Source organism: Bacillus cereus group sp. MG20, from assembly GCF_040459885.1.
In the GTDB taxonomy this organism is placed as follows: Bacteria; Bacillota; Bacilli; order Bacillales; family Bacillaceae_G; genus Bacillus_A; species Bacillus_A cereus.
Genome location: NZ_JARVHF010000001.1, coordinates 1,900,058 through 1,915,437, shown reverse-complemented (window position 1 = coordinate 1,915,437; position 15,380 = coordinate 1,900,058). Strand labels below are relative to the sequence as shown.

Here is a 15,380-nt window from a genome sequence, read left to right as displayed (position 1 = left end):
AGAAGAGAATGAACGCTCTTTGAGGTGAGAAAATGGAGCATATTCAAAATTCATTTACAAAATTAATGGAAAATGAAAACTTTAAAAATAGATATGAAGTATTAAAGGCAGAAGTAATGGCGCATCCGCGTGTGAAAGAATTTATAGACGAACATAAAGGTGAAGTAACGACTTCTATGATTGAGCGCAGTCTTGTGAAGTTATATGAATATATTGGACAAAGTGTAGGTTGCGTAGATTGCCCGGATTTAGGTGCATGTAAAAATATGCTGCAAGGGTATGAGCCAAAGCTTGTTATTCAAGGGAAAATGATTGATATTCAATACGATCGCTGCGTTAGAAAAGTAGCATATGACGAGAGAAAGAAATATGAAAAACTCGTTCAAAGTGTATATATGCCAACGGATATTTTACAGGCAACTATGGAAAACTTAGACCCTTCTGATTTAAATGCACGTATCGATGCAATTGGCGCAGCGAATGAATTTTTAAGTACATATGAACCAGGTAAAAAAGCACAAGGTTTATATTTGTACGGTAAATTTGGTGTAGGAAAAACGTACCTTTTAGGAGCAATTGCGAACGAGCTTGCTCGAAAGAAAATAAGTTCGATGCTCGTATACTTCCCGGAATTTTTACGTGAAATTAAAAGTTCGATTCAAGATAATTCGATTGGCGAAAAGATTGATGCGGTTAAACGCGTACAAGTTTTAATGTTAGATGATATCGGGGCAGAAGCGATGTCGAGCTTTGTGCGTGACGATGTGCTTGGTGCAATCTTGCAATTCCGTATGTTAGAAAACTTACCGACGTTCTTTACGTCTAATTTTGATTTTAAACAATTGGAACATCATTTAACGTATACACAACGTGGTGAGGCTGAAGAAATGAAGGCAGCACGTATTATGGAACGAATTAAATATTTAGCCAAACCAATTCCAATTGGTGGGAAAAACCGTCGTCATAAGTAAAAGAGCAAGCTGAGAAGCTTGCTCTTTTGTATTATAGTGATATTTTCTTTTCAAATATGAGATCGAAATATTCAGGTTGTCCAGAACTGCCAATCGTAGGGGCAACAATCTGTACGAACCTCCAGTCATCTCTAGCATGTTCTTGAATAATTTCTTGGTAGTCTTCAGCTAGTTTGAGCGAGTGAGCCCCCAATGAAATTCGACTCTTACGAATTTATATTCAAACATTCAGATACCTCCCTTTAGTAATAAGTAAAGTATACAATAAAAAAATTCATAGTAGCTTGTATCATTTTTTTCTTCCTCCCTTAATATATATAAAATTAGCAAGCCATATTGAGTGGATTTTCTAACGATAGGAAATGTAATTCTACTAAGAGTGAACTTCACGCGGGACGGACTCTTATAGGATTTGTAACGTATAGATACAGTCCTTTAGAGCAGGGATAAAAGGGGGGACAAAAGTGATTGAAATTTGCTTCGAAGAAAAAAATGATGCTATGCACGTATATAGACAATTGCTGAAAAGAGCGGAAGTATTATATAAGGAAACGAGTGTGTATTTACAGGAACAAAAAGTGGTGATTCACATACCAGTACGTGAATCAAATTATATTGAAAAGATCTTATTGCCGGTAATGGTGTATTTTATTGTGAATGTGAAACAAAATGAGTGGATTTATACGATCTTAAAAGAAAAGTTTTTTTATGAAGAACAAGAAGAGTGTCATCAAATATTGCACATGGCACATGAGATTTTAAAGGGAAGAAGAAAAGGGGTAGCTCAGGATTTAACGCGTAACGCATTTGAGTCATATATTAAGTCTTCTTTAAATAATTGGCTTTGTGATCCGCTCTCATTCTCGTTTTCATCATATATCCGTTTTCGTCTTCGTACATATAGGGAAATGGTGGCTAAACTTGCGGAAGTGGCAATTGATGAATATAAGATGGAGCAAGAATACCAAATGTTCATTGAGACGCTTCGGCAACAAGTAAGTAGCCGTAAATCACGCTTGTCCTGCGTGCATCTTATTTTTGATGAAAGCTTTATCTTTTATGATGATAAAGGAAGACGTTTAAAACAGGAGAAGTTGGTCCAATATATAGATGAGGAATTATTAAAGCAAAATGATGTATATATTGATACGAAAGTAATTGCGCCGCTTCTTTCTATTTCGCCCAAAAAGATTTATTTATATACGAAAGAACAAGACCATAATATGATTATTACTTTGCGAAATGTGTTTCAAGAACGGGTCCAATTACATGGATTACATGATTTTGAGCGCAATGTGAAAAATTTAAAAAATAAAGGTAACGCCCTTGATTTTCTAAGTTTTTGAGCATATAATTACCTACATAAATGAAATATATCGAAATGTCATGATGAGGACATGAGTAGTTTTCTACGATTTTCAGAGAGGGAAGCCTTAGGGTGTGAGCTTCCTAGTACGGGATTATTACTTACCACCTCTAAACTTTAGCAGTGAACGGTTTTTCTAGTAATTGCTAACGGACAACACCGTTATGTTGAACTTGAGCAATTAACAATTATGTTAATTGGAACAAGGGTGGAACCACGAATTCAACACTCGTCCCTTTTTACGGGATGAGTGTTTTTTATTTTGAGAAAAAGAGGAGTGACCAGTGATGGCAGATGTAGTTAAAATTACTTTCCCTGATGGAGCTGTGAAGGAGTTTCCAAAAGGCGTAACAACTGAAGAAATCGCAGCTTCTATTAGCCCAGGCTTAAAGAAAAAAGCTGTAGCTGGAAAATTAAACGATGAGATGATCGATCTTGTTACACCAATCGAAGAAGATGGTGCAGTTTCTATTATTACATTAGATTCTGAAGATGGCTTATATATTTTACGCCATTCAACAGCCCACCTTTTAGCACAAGCGTTAAAACGTTTATATAAAGATGTTAAGCTTGAGCTTGGCATTGGTCCAGTAATTGAAAATGGCTTCTATTACGATATCGATATGGAAGAAGCAATTACAGTTGAAGACTTCAAGAAAATCGAAAAAGAAATGCAAAAAATCGTGAACGAAAACTTAGAAATCGTTCGTCATGAAGTACCACGTGCAGAAGCACTTCGTCGCTTTGAAGAAATTGGTGATGAGTTAAAATTAGATTTAATTAACGATCTTCCAGAGGATGCAGTTATTTCAATCTATGAGCAAGGCGAATTCTTCGACCTTTGCCGTGGTGTTCACCTTCCATCTACAGGGAAAATTAAAGTGTTTAAATTATTAAGCGTTGCAGGTGCTTACTGGCGCGGCGATAGCAATAATAAAATGTTACAACGTATTTACGGTACTGCATTCGTTAAGAAAGCAGAATTAGATGAGCACTTACGTATGCTTGAAGAAGCGAAAGAGCGCGATCACCGTAAATTAGGTAAAGAATTAAAACTATTTACTAATAGCCAAAAAGTAGGACAAGGTTTACCACTTTGGTTACCAAAGGGTGCAACAATTCGTCGTATTATCGAGCGTTACATCGTTGATAAAGAAGCAAGCTTAGGCTATGATCACGTATACACTCCAGTATTAGGAAGTAGAGAGTTATATGAAACTTCTGGTCACTGGAATCACTACCGTGATGGCATGTTCCCATCAATGGAAATGGATAATGAAGAATTAGTTCTTCGTCCAATGAACTGTCCTCACCATATGATGGTTTATAAAAATGATATTCACAGCTACCGTGAATTACCAATCCGTATTGCGGAACTTGGAACAATGCACCGTTATGAAATGTCAGGTGCGTTATCTGGGTTACAACGTGTACGCGGAATGACTTTAAACGATGCGCACATTTTCGTTCGTCCAGATCAAATTAAAGAAGAGTTAAAACGTGTTGTAAACTTAACTCTAGAAGTGTACAAAGATTTCGGTTTAGAGAACTACTCATTCCGTCTATCTTATCGTGATCCAGCAGATACTAAAAAGTATTATGCGGATGATGAGATGTGGGAAAAAGCACAAGGTATGTTAAAAGAAGCTATGGATGAAATGGGTCTTGATTACTATGAAGCTGAAGGTGAAGCAGCATTCTACGGTCCAAAACTTGATGTTCAAGTTCGTACTGCTCTTGGAAAAGACGAAACACTTTCAACTGTACAATTAGACTTCTTACTTCCAGAACGCTTTGAATTAACTTATGTTGGCGAAGACGGTAAGCAACATCGTCCAGTTGTAATTCACCGTGGTGTCGTATCAACTATGGAACGCTTCGTAGCCTTCTTAATTGAAGAATACAAAGGTGCATTCCCAACTTGGTTAGCTCCAGTTCAAGTACAAGTAATTCCAGTTTCTCCGCAAGTACATTTAGACTATGCGAAGAAAGTACAAGACGAATTGCGTCGTGCTGGTATCCGTGTTGAATTAGACACTCGTGAAGAGAAGATCGGTTACAAAATCCGTGAAGCACAAATGCAAAAAATTCCGTACATGCTTGTAGTAGGTGATAATGAAGTAACTGAAAACGGCGTAAACGTACGTAAATATGGTGAACAAAAATCAGAAACAATCGCATTAGATGCTTTTGTTGATATGATTAAAGTAGAAGGAAAACGATAAGAAAAAGCCGCGGTATACCGCGGCTTTTCTTTGTAATATAAAAGAGAAAAACTAGAAAAAATAACCATGTAACACTTATCATAAAAAAGTATTGCAAGTATGTTAGTTGTTTGTTACAATATTTCTTGTTGTTAGTAAAACACATCGCGTCTTCTTGACAGACGTCATGTCCTATGATAAACTCATCAAGGATAATAGAATATTGTTTTGTGGAACAAGTAGAAGCACCCGCTTCTCACCTGATGGACGCATTCGCAGTTAGCAGGTAAATGTATTTCTTACTTAAGATTTTACAAGTGTGGGTGTCGTATGCCCGCACTTTTTTTGTCGGGTTCTATGACTACAAAATATGTTCTGAGAAAACCTTGGAGGTGGCTTACTATTAGCAAGGATATGATGATTAACGAGCAAATTCGTGCACGTGAAGTACGTTTAGTTGGCGCAAATGGCGATCAACTTGGAATCAAGTCTCGTAATGACGCTTTAGACTTAGCTGCAAATCTTAATCTTGATTTAGTATTAGTTGCTCCAAATGCGAAACCGCCAGTATGCCGCATTATGGACTACGGTAAATTCCGCTTTGAGCAACAGAAGAAAGAAAAAGAGCAGCGCAAAAATCAAAAAGTAATTAGCATGAAAGAAGTTCGTTTAAGTCCAACAATTGATGAACACGACTTTAACACAAAACTTCGTAATGCTATCAAGTTTTTAGAGAAAGGCGACAAGGTTAAAGCGTCAATTCGCTTTAAAGGACGTGCCATTACTCATAAAGAAATCGGTCAACGTGTTTTAGATCGCTTCTCAGAAGCTTGTGCTGAAGTTAGTACAGTTGAATCTAAGCCTAAAATGGAAGGACGCAGTATGTTCTTAGTTTTAGCACCGAAAAACGATAAGTAATAGATAGAGGAGGAAATACCTATGCCTAAACAAAAAACTCATCGCGGCGCTGCAAAGCGTTTCAAAAAGACTGGATCAGGTAAACTGAAACGTTCTCACGCTTACACAAGCCATTTATTCGCTAACAAATCTACAAAAGCTAAACGTAAACTACGTAAAGCTGGTGTAGTAAGCGCTGGTGACTTCAAACGCATTCGTCAAATGCTTGACAACTTAAAATAAGTTCGGCTGATATATAGAACAATTAGGAGGTAATATTATGCCAAGAGTAAAAGGTGGTACAGTTACTCGTCAACGTCGTAAAAAAGTAATTAAATTAGCAAAAGGTTACTACGGTTCAAAAAATACATTATTCAAGGTTGCTAACCAACAGGTTATGAAATCTCTAATGTATGCATTCCGTGACCGCCGTCAAAAGAAACGTGACTTCCGTAAATTATGGATTACACGTATCAACGCAGCAGCTCGTATGAATGGTCTTTCTTACAGCCGCTTAATGCACGGTCTTAAAAATGCTGGCATCGAAGTTAACCGCAAGATGCTTGCTGACTTAGCTGTTCATGACGAAAAAGCTTTCGCTGAATTAGCAACAGTTGCAAAAAACAACATTAACTAATTAATTAGTTGAAACCTTAGAAGAATTTTCTTCTAAGGTTTTTTTGTTTGTGTTCAGAGAGAAGTTTGAAGTTCTAAAGATTAACGGATGTGTTGTTATCGATATGACAAAATCAACATAAAAACTATAGTGATATAGAAGAATATACATATGAAGTCAGGAGAATCCTCCTGGCTTTTTTTAATTATGCACGTTTGGAAAGAAGAGTATCTTTCCTAGCCGAAACGACACTGCTATAATGGAAAGATGATATGGAACTTTCATCAGATGAACAATTTAAGAGTGATGACTGAAACGTATTTGCAAATTAAGGACAAGCTATTTTATAAAGAGGTAGATAGCTGACTTATTCATAAGAACTGAAACATAATAATGAACTTTGAGATGAAACAACATTGTTGCGTAAAATGCGATGTTGGAGGAGGACAATAGAATGGACTTACTACAACTATTTAAATTACAAAAAGAATTAGATGACCGTATTGCAAAAGAACATGACTTACAACCGAAAAAATTGTTAAAAGAAAAAATGTTAGCTCTTCTTGTAGAAATTGGTGAACTTGCAAATGAAACACGTTGTTTTAAATATTGGAGCAACAAACCAGCTTCGGAACGTGAAGTAATATTAGAAGAATACGTAGATGGTTTGCATTTTATTTTATCAATCGGAATTGATTTAGGTATTGATAAAAACTTCTTATTCTATAAATGTGCACAAACGAATAAAACACAAGTGGAAATTTTCTTAGACACATATGCGAAAGTAATTCGTTTTACAGATCAACCATCTATTACAAACTATATTGAATTATTTACGAGCTATCTTCGACTTGGACAAGCACTTGAATTTGAGCAAGAAGAGATTGAAAAAGCATATTTAGATAAAAATGAGGTAAATCATCAGCGTCAAACACAAGGATACTAATTTAATTTTTGAATATTTCAATTTAATTATTGTATAATGAATTGACTGAAGAAAAAGGAGGGTGTTGGCAATGACAAAATTAGACGCGACATTGACAATGCTAAAAGAATTAACGGATGCACGTGGTATTGCTGGTAACGAACGTGAACCACGTGAAGTAATGAAGAAATATATCGAGCCGTTTGCGGACGAACTTTCTACTGATAATTTAGGGAGTTTAGTTGCGAAAAAAGTAGGGGAAGAAAACGGTCCGAAAATTATGGTTGCAGGTCATTTAGATGAAGTTGGATTTATGATTACACAAATCGATGACAAAGGTTTCCTTCGCTTCCAAACGGTTGGTGGCTGGTGGTCACAAGTTATGCTTGCACAGCGCGTGACGATTGTAACGCGTAAAGGAGATGTAACAGGTGTAATTGGTTCAAAACCACCGCACATTTTACCTCCAGAAGCTCGTAAAAAGCCAGTTGAAATTAAAGACATGTTCATCGATATCGGTGCTTCTAGCCAAGAAGAAGCGATGGAGTGGGGCGTACGACCAGGAGATCAAGTTGTACCGTACTTTGAATTCCAAGTGATGAAGAATGAAAAAATGTTACTTGCAAAAGCGTGGGATAACCGAATCGGTTGTGCAATTGCAATTGACGTATTAAAACAACTAAAAGATGAAAAGCATCCAAACGTTGTATACGGCGTTGGAACTGTACAAGAAGAAGTTGGTCTTCGTGGTGCAAAAACATCTGCGAATTATATTAAACCAGATATCGCGTTCGCAGTAGATGTTGGTATCGCTGGAGATACACCGGGTGTAACGTCAAAAGAAGCGCAAAGTAAAATGGGCGATGGACCACAAATCATTTTATATGATGCTTCTGTTATTGGACATACAGGTTTACGTGATTTCGTAGTTGATGTTGCTGATGAATTACAAATCCCGTATCAATATGATTCAGTAGCGGGCGGAGGAACGGATGCGGGTGCGATTCACATTGCTGTAAATGGTATTCCTTCTATGGCAATTACAATTGCAACGCGCTATATCCATTCTCATGCGGCAATGTTACATCGTGATGATTATGAAAATGCAGTGAAGTTAATTGTAGAAGTTATTAAACGTCTTGATAAAGAGGCTGTACATAACATTACATTTAATTAATAGAAAAAGCGAAGGAGATTCTCCTTCGCTTTTTTATGTTTTAAAAAGGCCGTTCTAATCCCGCTGCAGTATGAGCGCCTAAAATAATTAAACGAGTTAATTGCATCGCCATAAAATGCGGGGTATATATCATTCCTCTTTTTAACCATGACATAATCATCCCTAGATGGGCACCAGTAACATAACTAATGAGAATATCGCGTGGAACCATTAGTTTTTCATCGTTAGGTTGTGAAATAGAGAGGCTTAATGTTAAATGCGTTTGAATTGCTTTCATCATCTTATACGTATAGTTTCCGGCAGCTTTATCACCAAGCATGACGTTATAGAAGTTAGTGTTTTCTGCAATATGTTCGAACAAGGCTAAAAAACTTGGATGTGGCGAATCAAATGTTAGTTGGAAATCTTCTTTATTTCTATTTCTCGGTTTAATTACTTCAGTTAGCTTTTCTAACATTTCTTCAATGCTTTTGTCTAGTAAGTCATATTTATCGTGGTAATGGCTATAAAATGTAGCGCGGTTTACAGGAGCGCGTTCTGCAATATGTTGAACAGTAACATTTTCAAAACCTTTTTCGCCTACTAAAGCGACAAAAGCATCCTGTATGAGTTGTCTCGTCCGTTTTACACGTGGATCATTTGTATTTTTAATAGACATTTTTATTTCCCCTCGTTTAATTTTCTGTACTTAAACAACATATTGGTATTATATTGTTGTTTAAACGACATTTCATACGTAAATTGTCGGTTGTAGATTCAAAATAATTATTTATAATTATAAACGATAGTCCTTCAGAAATCAGCACCGCTCGCAGGTAGATAAATTTCGATTTACGCTGCAGATGGTGTGATTTTTTTGTTAAAAGGTTAATATAATTAACAATTAAACAATCTAAACAATAAGGACATAAATAGTTTAGAAAAAAATTATATGCGATATAAGGAGAGGAATGCAATGAATCAGTTTCGAAGAATGGTAATTATCAACATTATCACATTAATTGTACTAGTTGGCGGCGGTATTGGCGGTTATTACTATTACAATCAAACGGAAAATTACTTAAAAACAGACAATGCAAAGATTGATGGAAAGGTAATTCCGGTTGCTTCACCAGTAGCAGGTAAACTAACTGACTGGAAAGCTGAAGTAGGAAAAAATTATAATGAGAACGATAAATTAGGTACTGTTACTGTAGCGGCAGCTAATGGAGAACAAACAGTAGATGTAACAATTCCACAAAATGCAACAGTTGTACAATCAAACGCAACAACAAATGCTTTCGTTGGAGCAGGTAGCCCGATTGCTTATGCATTTGATATGAACAATTTATGGGTAACAGCAAACATTGAAGAAACAGATGTTGATGATGTTCAAAAAGGTCAAGATGTAGATGTGTATGTAGATGCATACCCAGATACAACGTTAACAGGAAAAGTAGAACAAGTTGGCTTAACAACAGCGAATACATTCTCTATGTTGCCATCAAGCAACGCAACAGCGAACTATACGAAAGTAACACAAGTAGTACCAGTTAAAATTTCTTTAGATCATAGCAAATCAGTAAATATTGTTCCTGGCATGAATGTGACAGTTCGTATTCATAAGTAAGGGGGAGATGAGATGTCCTCAATTGTAATTGCAGGATATGCACTATTTTGTATAATCGTCTTCTTCCTTGTAAATCGTCTTTTACGAAAGAAAAAAACGAAAATGGGAGAAGAACAAGTCCCAGCCGTAAGTAAAATAGAAGTAAGTAAAGTTGAAACAGAAGAGAAAGAAATTGAACGAAAGCAAGAATCGGAAATTTCTAATGTAGTTGAGTTAGAAACAGGAAAGCAAGAAGAAGTAAAACAAGAAAAAGAAGTGCCGAAAAAACAAATGTCTATGCCTGTAGAGAATGTGAACGTAAAAGCAGTTGTAGCTGTATTAATTCTCGGCATGTTCGTTTCTATTTTAAACCAAACAATCATTAACGTTGCATTACCTCCGTTAATGAATGAATTTAATGTATCAACTTCAACAGCACAATGGTTAATTACAGGCTTCATGCTTGTAAATGGTATTTTAGTACCGATTAGTGCCTTTTTAGTTTCACGATTTACGTATCGTAAATTATTCGTAGCAGCAATGTTATTCTTCACGGTAGGATCTATCATTTGTGCTACTTCAGGAAACTTTACAATGATGATGACAGGTCGCGTAATTCAAGCAGTTGGTGCGGGTATTTTAATGCCGGTTGGTATGAATATCTTTATGACGTTATTCCCGCCTCATAAACGCGGAGCGGCGATGGGATTACTAGGTGTAGCGATGATTTTAGCGCCAGCTATCGGACCAACTGTAACAGGTTGGGTGATTGAAAACTATAGCTGGAACTTAATGTTCTATGCGATGTTTATTATTGGTTTAATTATTACGTTCCTATCTTTAAAATTCTTTACACTAGCTCAGCCAGTGTCTAAAACGAAATTAGATATATTCGGTGTGGTTAGTTCAAGTATTGGACTAGGAAGCTTATTGTACGGATTTAGTGAAGCTGGAAATAATAGTTGGACTAGTGCAGAAGTCATTATTTCACTTGTTATCGGTGTAATTGGTTTAGCGTTATTTATTTGGAGAGAGTTAACAACGGACAATAAAATGCTTGATTTACAAGTATTTAAATATCCAGTATTTACTTTTACTTTAGTAATTAACGCAATCGTTACGATGGCATTATTCGGAGGTATGTTATTGCTTCCAGTATATCTGCAAAACATTCGTGGCTTTACGCCAATTGAATCTGGTTTACTACTTCTTCCAGGATCATTAATTATGGGGATCATGGGACCAGTAGCGGGTAAATTATTCGATAAATATGGCATTCGTCCATTAGCGATAATTGGATTGGCAATTACGACGTATGCGACATATGAATTTACAAAATTATCGATGGATACACCGTATAGCGTTATTATGACGGATTATATTATACGTTCAATTGGTATGTCATTCATTATGATGCCAATTATGACAGCTGGTATGAACGCGCTACCGATGAAATTAATTTCTCACGGTACAGCAACGCAAAATACGTCAAGACAAGTAGCTGGTTCAATCGGAACAGCGATTTTAATCACACTTATGACGCAACAAACAACTGCTCACGTAGCAGATTACGGCAACATGTTAACAACATCAAACCCAATTTTAGTTGATAAATTACACGGCATGGGTCAAAGCTTAGTGGCCTTAGCTGGATCAGCTCAAGCAGGAGACGCGATGAGCACACAACTATTATATGGACAAATTTCAAAGCTATCTGCAATTAACGGTATTAACGATGCCTTCTTAATTGCAACGATACTTGCAGGGATTGCTTGGGTGTTATCGTTCTTCTTACCATCAGGCAATAAACCAAATAGAAAAGCAGGGAATTAATTTCCCTGCTTTTTTGTCTTTTTAAAGAGTGAGATATAAAAAATGATAACCAGTTACGGAGCACAGCCCTGCTAGAAACAAAATTATCCCCATAGAACGAATACTTGACATGTGTCTGCCGCTTATAATAGCTAATAGTCCAGCTAAAGAGAAGAAGTACCAATATAAAGTTCCAGAAATTGGAACGATCCCCTCTAAATCTATTCCAGAACCTATACAAACGATAGGAACAACGATAAGTAATATGCTAATTAAACCAGCTATAATGGTAAGTAATTTACGATGTTTCATGCCAGCAATAATTAAAAAAATGCCGACGATGAATTCGCATAACATTAAAGTAAGAGCTAAAATCATCCAAGTTAATATTCCAAACACTTCTGTATTACCTCCGATTTGTAGGTTGCTAAAAAATATTATATATAGAATGAATCACCTACAGACATGAGCTCCCAGAAGATAACACCTAATATTCCAATGGTAAAAATAATGAATCCCATATTACGTATACTTTTAATTTTGGCTTGTACTCCACTTACCCCTGCTAATAATCCAGTTAAAGAAAATAGGGTCCAGTAAAGAGCAGTTGGAATCGGGAAAATTGTATCGATATGAATCCCTACACTTAAAAGAACAAAAGGTAGTGTGACAAAGGATAGGCTAAGTAGCCCCATTAAACCAACGAGTAATTTCCGATATTTAATCCCCGTTACTATTAAAAAAATACCACCAGCAATCCCGCATAGTAAGAGAAGTGGCGTGAAAAGCATCCAAATAATACTGAACATATGTAAACTCCTTTATGTGAATTAAGTTATATTTTACTACATGAGGTTTATTTTGGATATTATTAATGAGTATATATAAATTGAAGGAAATGGGTAATAACGATACGGATTATCAAAAACGCTAACCGCAGAAGAGTTTGAAGTTATGATAAAAGAGTAAAGAGAGGTATCGCGATGATACCTCTTTTTAACTCAAGAATGCCAACATGTTATTCATAATATGAAATAACATAGCTGGAATAATGGACTTTGTTTTTTTACATAAAATGGCCATTAATAATCCCATAAAGAAAGTAATTACCATTACCCCAAGTGAGTATGTATGAGCGATACCGAAGAAGAAACTTGTTACGATGGCTGCAATCCAAAATGGAAAGCGTTCTGAGAAGAAGCGAAGTATAAAACCACGGAAAATAAGTTCTTCAAAAATGGGTGTGAGTATTGCAAAGCTGAGAAGTAATAATATTTGATATTGCTTAAAGACGTCTAAGCTTAGTGCGGAAGATTGCTGCTTTGTTGCGTCTTGGAACACATAATTTAACAAGATGTAATTGAGTATGATGTTGATAACGAAGAAAAGAAGTAAGTATACGTATGTGCGCCATTCTTTCAGTGTTTTAAAGTTAAAAGATTTTAGTAGTAATTTTTTTGCGGGTTCGAATTTAAAAATGAAGAATAACAATACAGCTAGTTGTAATACGGTACTTGCAGTATTTGCAATAGATTCATACAGGGCAACTTGTTTTTTATCTGTAAGACCTGCTGTATAAATTGTTAATGGCATTGCGAGGAACACAGTAATAAGTCCAGTCCCAAAAAAGGCGAATAAAACAGAGCTAATAAATTGTCCCCATGACATCGAGTGTTTTTGTTCATTAGAAAGCTGTGTAGCGGGTTGCATTTGTAAAATCACCTCTTTTATATTTGTATATTTAATTATAAAGTAAAATGTTTTTGAATGTAATATTTAAATATTACATATAAAGTGAAACTTTAATCATTGGGGAGGTTCATCCCCCACTGATTATCAGCCCTCACCAATCGGGCTTTTACGGGCAGTTGATTCCCCACCTAACTTCCTCGTCTTTGCTGAATTTCGAGGTGGGGGTCTTACTGCCCGTTAATGCGGGATAAAGGTTTATTTTCCATAAAATAATAAAAGAGGTATCACCCTGTAGTGATGCCTCTTTCTCATTGATAACTATGTTCTGTCTTGTTATTCAATTTGGCTTGCTCTATTTGCAATTCACGCTCTACCAATCGATCTAATTGCTGAATAGCTTTAAGTGCTTTTTCATAAGAAATCGTTCTATAATGATGAGCTCCGCCTGGTTCTTCATCTGCTTCGTCTGCCCATTTAATAATGTTTTGAAGAGATGTTCTTTCAATTTCTTGTTCCACTAAGAAAGAATCTGTATGCAGAAGAATTGCGATAGAAATTTCTTTTGCTAGTTTTGGATGTTCTCCTAATCTAATAAGCAATTTATGTGCTCTTTCAGCACCTTTAATTGCATGGATATCATTCTTTTTATATAAGTCATAGTCCCATTCGCCGCCTGTGTACCACGTATGATGTCCGATATCATGAAGGAAACCGGCTTTTGTCGCAGCATCGACTGAGGCGTGATGCTTTTTGGCTAGGTGAAACGCATGGTAAGCGACAGCGATCGCGTGGACCATTCCAGAACGGTTTACGTATTTTTGTGTAATGTGATGTTTAAAAACTTGTTCAAGCGTAATACGGTGCATAAAACATTCACTCCTTTTATCTAATGATGTATACGAAGAAAAATCGATCGGTTTAAATGTATTTTGAACATTGTACTCCATCATAGTTCGTTAGTAAAGTAGAAATGTTTAGGAGAAGAAAAATTTTTTTCGTAAAAAAATCACCTTAGCTTATGCGAAGGTGATTTTCAAATTGCTTATTTTTTTAATCCTTGCTCTAGTGTTTCTAACATTTCGTGCTTTTCATTTTCATCAGCGTTTTTCCAAATGACTTCAAATAAAACGCCAAGACCTGGAAGCATTTTTTCTTCACCGCTTTGAATTGCATCGACAATTGTTTCTTGTAATTGATCTTGTGAATTACCAGATACATTCGCTAATACGGCACCGCGTAAATTAAAACTCATTGCTTTCACCTCTTCTTCAGAATTGAAACTGACGTTAGTTTTTGTTCTTTTTTATGTAAATATGTATGAAAAATAGGCTATAATGATAAGACAAGAAGAGAGGGAAATACATATTATGAAAAACATTGATTCAGTACAAAATCCGCGTGTAAAGCAGTGGAAAAAGCTGCAAACGAAAAAAGAACGCGATAAAAAAGGTTTATTTTTTGTAGAAGGATTTCACTTAGTCGAGGAAGCTCTGAAGGCAGGAATTGTAACAGAACTTATCGTTTCAGATCAGACAGACCTTCCGAAAGATTGGACAGTTAATGATGTGGAAATGTATATCGTGCCTGAGGCGATTGTAAAAATACTTCGTGAAACAGAAACGACGCAAGGTGTATTTGCTGTTTGTGAGAAGCATGAGAAAGAAGTAGCTCTTACTGATGGGAAATTCCTTTTATTAGATGGCCTGCAAGACCCAGGTAATTTAGGAACAATTATTCGTACAGCTGATGCAGCTGGTATTCACGCCGTTGTGCTTGGAGAAGGTTGTGTTGATGTTTACAATAGTAAAGTACTCCGCTCTACACAAGGTTCTATTTTCCACTTGCCAATTGTAAAAGGGAACTTAGAAGAATGGGTAGACAAGTTAAAAGAAAATAACGTTCCTGTATATGGAACAGCTCTTGAAAATGGAGTTCCGTATGGTGAAGTAACTCCGGCCGGAAGTTTTGCATTAATTGTTGGAAATGAAGGAAATGGCGTACGCCAAGAAATTCTTGCAAAAACGGATCAAAACTTGTATATTCCGATTTACGGCGGGGCAGAATCATTAAATGTTGCGGTTGCAGCAGGGATTTTAACGTATTATTTGCAAAGCCCGGTTGCGAACAAATAA

Annotated in this window: 17 protein-coding genes, 1 pseudogene and 2 other annotated features; of the genes and pseudogenes, 11 read left to right on the top strand and 7 right to left on the bottom strand. The window is 36.2% G+C overall.

The features are described 5' to 3' along the window. Window positions 1-32: 32 nt before the first annotated feature. On the top strand, window positions 33-971 hold the full coding sequence (gene dnaI / locus QCI81_RS09805) for a primosomal protein DnaI (RefSeq protein WP_000400120.1): 939 nt from the start codon (window positions 33-35) through the stop codon (window positions 969-971). Window positions 972-1,002: 31 nt separating this feature from the next. Here the strand turns inward: dnaI and QCI81_RS09800 are convergent. Then, window positions 1,003-1,199: pseudogene (locus QCI81_RS09800) on the bottom strand (DUF4177 domain-containing protein). 236 nt (window positions 1,200-1,435) lie between these two features. Here QCI81_RS09800 and ytxC point away from each other — a divergent pair. The 7 genes from ytxC (at window position 1,436) to QCI81_RS09765 (ending at window position 8,156) form a co-directional block, all read left to right on the top strand. Then, a complete protein-coding gene (ytxC, locus tag QCI81_RS09795) occupies window positions 1,436-2,317 on the top strand; it encodes a putative sporulation protein YtxC (protein ID WP_000569629.1) in 882 nt (293 codons plus the stop codon). A gap of 31 nt (window positions 2,318-2,348) precedes the next feature. Further along, window positions 2,349-2,577, top strand: a binding site (T-box leader). Between the two features lie 47 nt (window positions 2,578-2,624). Beyond that, window positions 2,625-4,562: a threonine--tRNA ligase gene (gene thrS / locus QCI81_RS09790; protein WP_000786077.1), complete on the top strand. Its 1,938-nt coding sequence runs from the start codon at window positions 2,625-2,627 to the stop codon at window positions 4,560-4,562. A gap of 210 nt (window positions 4,563-4,772) precedes the next feature. Next, window positions 4,773-4,893: a sequence feature (ribosomal protein L20 leader region), on the top strand. Between the two features lie 62 nt (window positions 4,894-4,955). Further along, window positions 4,956-5,459 carry a translation initiation factor IF-3 gene (gene infC, locus QCI81_RS09785; protein ID WP_000973215.1) on the top strand — a complete coding sequence of 168 codons (504 nt, stop codon included), beginning with the start codon at window positions 4,956-4,958 and terminating at the stop codon, window positions 5,457-5,459. Between the two features lie 21 nt (window positions 5,460-5,480). Beyond that, window positions 5,481-5,681, top strand: a complete 201-nt coding sequence (rpmI, locus tag QCI81_RS09780; RefSeq protein WP_001125945.1) for a 50S ribosomal protein L35 — start codon at window positions 5,481-5,483, stop codon at window positions 5,679-5,681. A 37-nt stretch (window positions 5,682-5,718) separates the two neighbouring features. After that, entirely contained in the window at window positions 5,719-6,075 is a 357-nt protein-coding gene (rplT, locus tag QCI81_RS09775) for a 50S ribosomal protein L20 (RefSeq protein ID WP_001138362.1), read from the top strand. Between the two features lie 433 nt (window positions 6,076-6,508). After that, window positions 6,509-7,000, top strand: coding sequence for a dUTP diphosphatase (locus QCI81_RS09770; protein WP_000365050.1), 492 nt, complete (start codon window positions 6,509-6,511; stop codon window positions 6,998-7,000). A gap of 70 nt (window positions 7,001-7,070) precedes the next feature. Next, window positions 7,071-8,156 carry a M42 family metallopeptidase gene (locus tag QCI81_RS09765; RefSeq protein ID WP_000163555.1) on the top strand — a complete coding sequence of 362 codons (1,086 nt, stop codon included), beginning with the start codon at window positions 7,071-7,073 and terminating at the stop codon, window positions 8,154-8,156. A gap of 40 nt (window positions 8,157-8,196) precedes the next feature. On the opposite strand, the gene QCI81_RS09760 is transcribed toward QCI81_RS09765, so the two are convergent. Further along, the gene (locus tag QCI81_RS09760; protein ID WP_000023672.1) at window positions 8,197-8,814 is read right to left on the bottom strand and encodes a TetR/AcrR family transcriptional regulator; all 618 of its coding nucleotides are present in this window, start codon (window positions 8,812-8,814) and stop codon (window positions 8,197-8,199) included. 297 nt (window positions 8,815-9,111) lie between these two features. Between QCI81_RS09760 and QCI81_RS09755 the strand changes: the two genes are divergently transcribed. Together QCI81_RS09755 and QCI81_RS09750 are read left to right on the top strand one after the other, a co-directional pair. Then, window positions 9,112-9,765 (top strand): HlyD family secretion protein, encoded by a 654-nt coding sequence (locus QCI81_RS09755; RefSeq protein WP_001071419.1) that lies wholly within the window; start codon window positions 9,112-9,114, stop codon window positions 9,763-9,765. Window positions 9,766-9,777: 12 nt separating this feature from the next. After that, the gene (locus QCI81_RS09750) at window positions 9,778-11,577 is read left to right on the top strand and encodes a DHA2 family efflux MFS transporter permease subunit (protein ID WP_353810691.1); all 1,800 of its coding nucleotides are present in this window, start codon (window positions 9,778-9,780) and stop codon (window positions 11,575-11,577) included. 21 nt (window positions 11,578-11,598) lie between these two features. Here the strand turns inward: QCI81_RS09750 and QCI81_RS09745 are convergent, their stop codons facing one another. From QCI81_RS09745 to sspI, 5 genes are all read right to left on the bottom strand, one after another. Then, the gene (locus QCI81_RS09745) at window positions 11,599-11,955 is read right to left on the bottom strand and encodes an ammonia permease (RefSeq protein WP_098851845.1); all 357 of its coding nucleotides are present in this window, start codon (window positions 11,953-11,955) and stop codon (window positions 11,599-11,601) included. 38 nt (window positions 11,956-11,993) lie between these two features. Further along, a complete protein-coding gene (locus tag QCI81_RS09740) occupies window positions 11,994-12,365 on the bottom strand; it encodes a hypothetical protein (RefSeq protein ID WP_000491395.1) in 372 nt (123 codons plus the stop codon). Window positions 12,366-12,552: 187 nt separating this feature from the next. Further along, window positions 12,553-13,266: a CPBP family intramembrane glutamic endopeptidase gene (locus QCI81_RS09735; protein WP_001182112.1), complete on the bottom strand. Its 714-nt coding sequence runs from the start codon at window positions 13,264-13,266 to the stop codon at window positions 12,553-12,555. Window positions 13,267-13,556: 290 nt separating this feature from the next. Further along, the gene (locus QCI81_RS09730) at window positions 13,557-14,114 is read right to left on the bottom strand and encodes an HD domain-containing protein (RefSeq protein WP_072940436.1); all 558 of its coding nucleotides are present in this window, start codon (window positions 14,112-14,114) and stop codon (window positions 13,557-13,559) included. A 176-nt stretch (window positions 14,115-14,290) separates the two neighbouring features. After that, window positions 14,291-14,500, bottom strand: coding sequence for a small acid-soluble spore protein SspI (sspI, locus tag QCI81_RS09725; protein WP_000009509.1), 210 nt, complete (start codon window positions 14,498-14,500; stop codon window positions 14,291-14,293). Between the two features lie 82 nt (window positions 14,501-14,582). On the opposite strand from sspI, the gene QCI81_RS09720 reads away from it, so the two are divergent. Further along, window positions 14,583-15,380 carry a TrmH family RNA methyltransferase gene (locus QCI81_RS09720; RefSeq protein ID WP_001986644.1) on the top strand — a complete coding sequence of 266 codons (798 nt, stop codon included), beginning with the start codon at window positions 14,583-14,585 and terminating at the stop codon, window positions 15,378-15,380.

What these genes read in the sequence shown, in the direction of transcription:
- QCI81_RS09760 (WP_000023672.1), bottom strand. Translation starts at nt 8,814, where the DNA reads ATGTCTATTAAAAATACAAATGATCCACGTGTAAAACGGACGAGACAA.
- QCI81_RS09730 (WP_072940436.1), bottom strand. Translation starts at nt 14,114, where the DNA reads ATGCACCGTATTACGCTTGAACAAGTTTTTAAACATCACATTACACAA.
- thrS (WP_000786077.1), top strand. Translation starts at nt 2,625, where the DNA reads ATGGCAGATGTAGTTAAAATTACTTTCCCTGATGGAGCTGTGAAGGAG.
- rpmI (WP_001125945.1), top strand. Translation starts at nt 5,481, where the DNA reads ATGCCTAAACAAAAAACTCATCGCGGCGCTGCAAAGCGTTTCAAAAAG.
- rplT (WP_001138362.1), top strand. Translation starts at nt 5,719, where the DNA reads ATGCCAAGAGTAAAAGGTGGTACAGTTACTCGTCAACGTCGTAAAAAA.
- QCI81_RS09720 (WP_001986644.1), top strand. Translation starts at nt 14,583, where the DNA reads ATGATAAGACAAGAAGAGAGGGAAATACATATTATGAAAAACATTGAT.
- QCI81_RS09770 (WP_000365050.1), top strand. Translation starts at nt 6,509, where the DNA reads ATGGACTTACTACAACTATTTAAATTACAAAAAGAATTAGATGACCGT.
- QCI81_RS09765 (WP_000163555.1), top strand. Translation starts at nt 7,071, where the DNA reads ATGACAAAATTAGACGCGACATTGACAATGCTAAAAGAATTAACGGAT.
- infC (WP_000973215.1), top strand. Translation starts at nt 4,956, where the DNA reads ATGATGATTAACGAGCAAATTCGTGCACGTGAAGTACGTTTAGTTGGC.
- sspI (WP_000009509.1), bottom strand. Translation starts at nt 14,500, where the DNA reads ATGAGTTTTAATTTACGCGGTGCCGTATTAGCGAATGTATCTGGTAAT.
- QCI81_RS09755 (WP_001071419.1), top strand. Translation starts at nt 9,112, where the DNA reads ATGAATCAGTTTCGAAGAATGGTAATTATCAACATTATCACATTAATT.
- QCI81_RS09750 (WP_353810691.1), top strand. Translation starts at nt 9,778, where the DNA reads ATGTCCTCAATTGTAATTGCAGGATATGCACTATTTTGTATAATCGTC.
- QCI81_RS09735 (WP_001182112.1), bottom strand. Translation starts at nt 13,266, where the DNA reads ATGCAACCCGCTACACAGCTTTCTAATGAACAAAAACACTCGATGTCA.
- dnaI (WP_000400120.1), top strand. Translation starts at nt 33, where the DNA reads ATGGAGCATATTCAAAATTCATTTACAAAATTAATGGAAAATGAAAAC.
- QCI81_RS09740 (WP_000491395.1), bottom strand. Translation starts at nt 12,365, where the DNA reads ATGTTCAGTATTATTTGGATGCTTTTCACGCCACTTCTCTTACTATGC.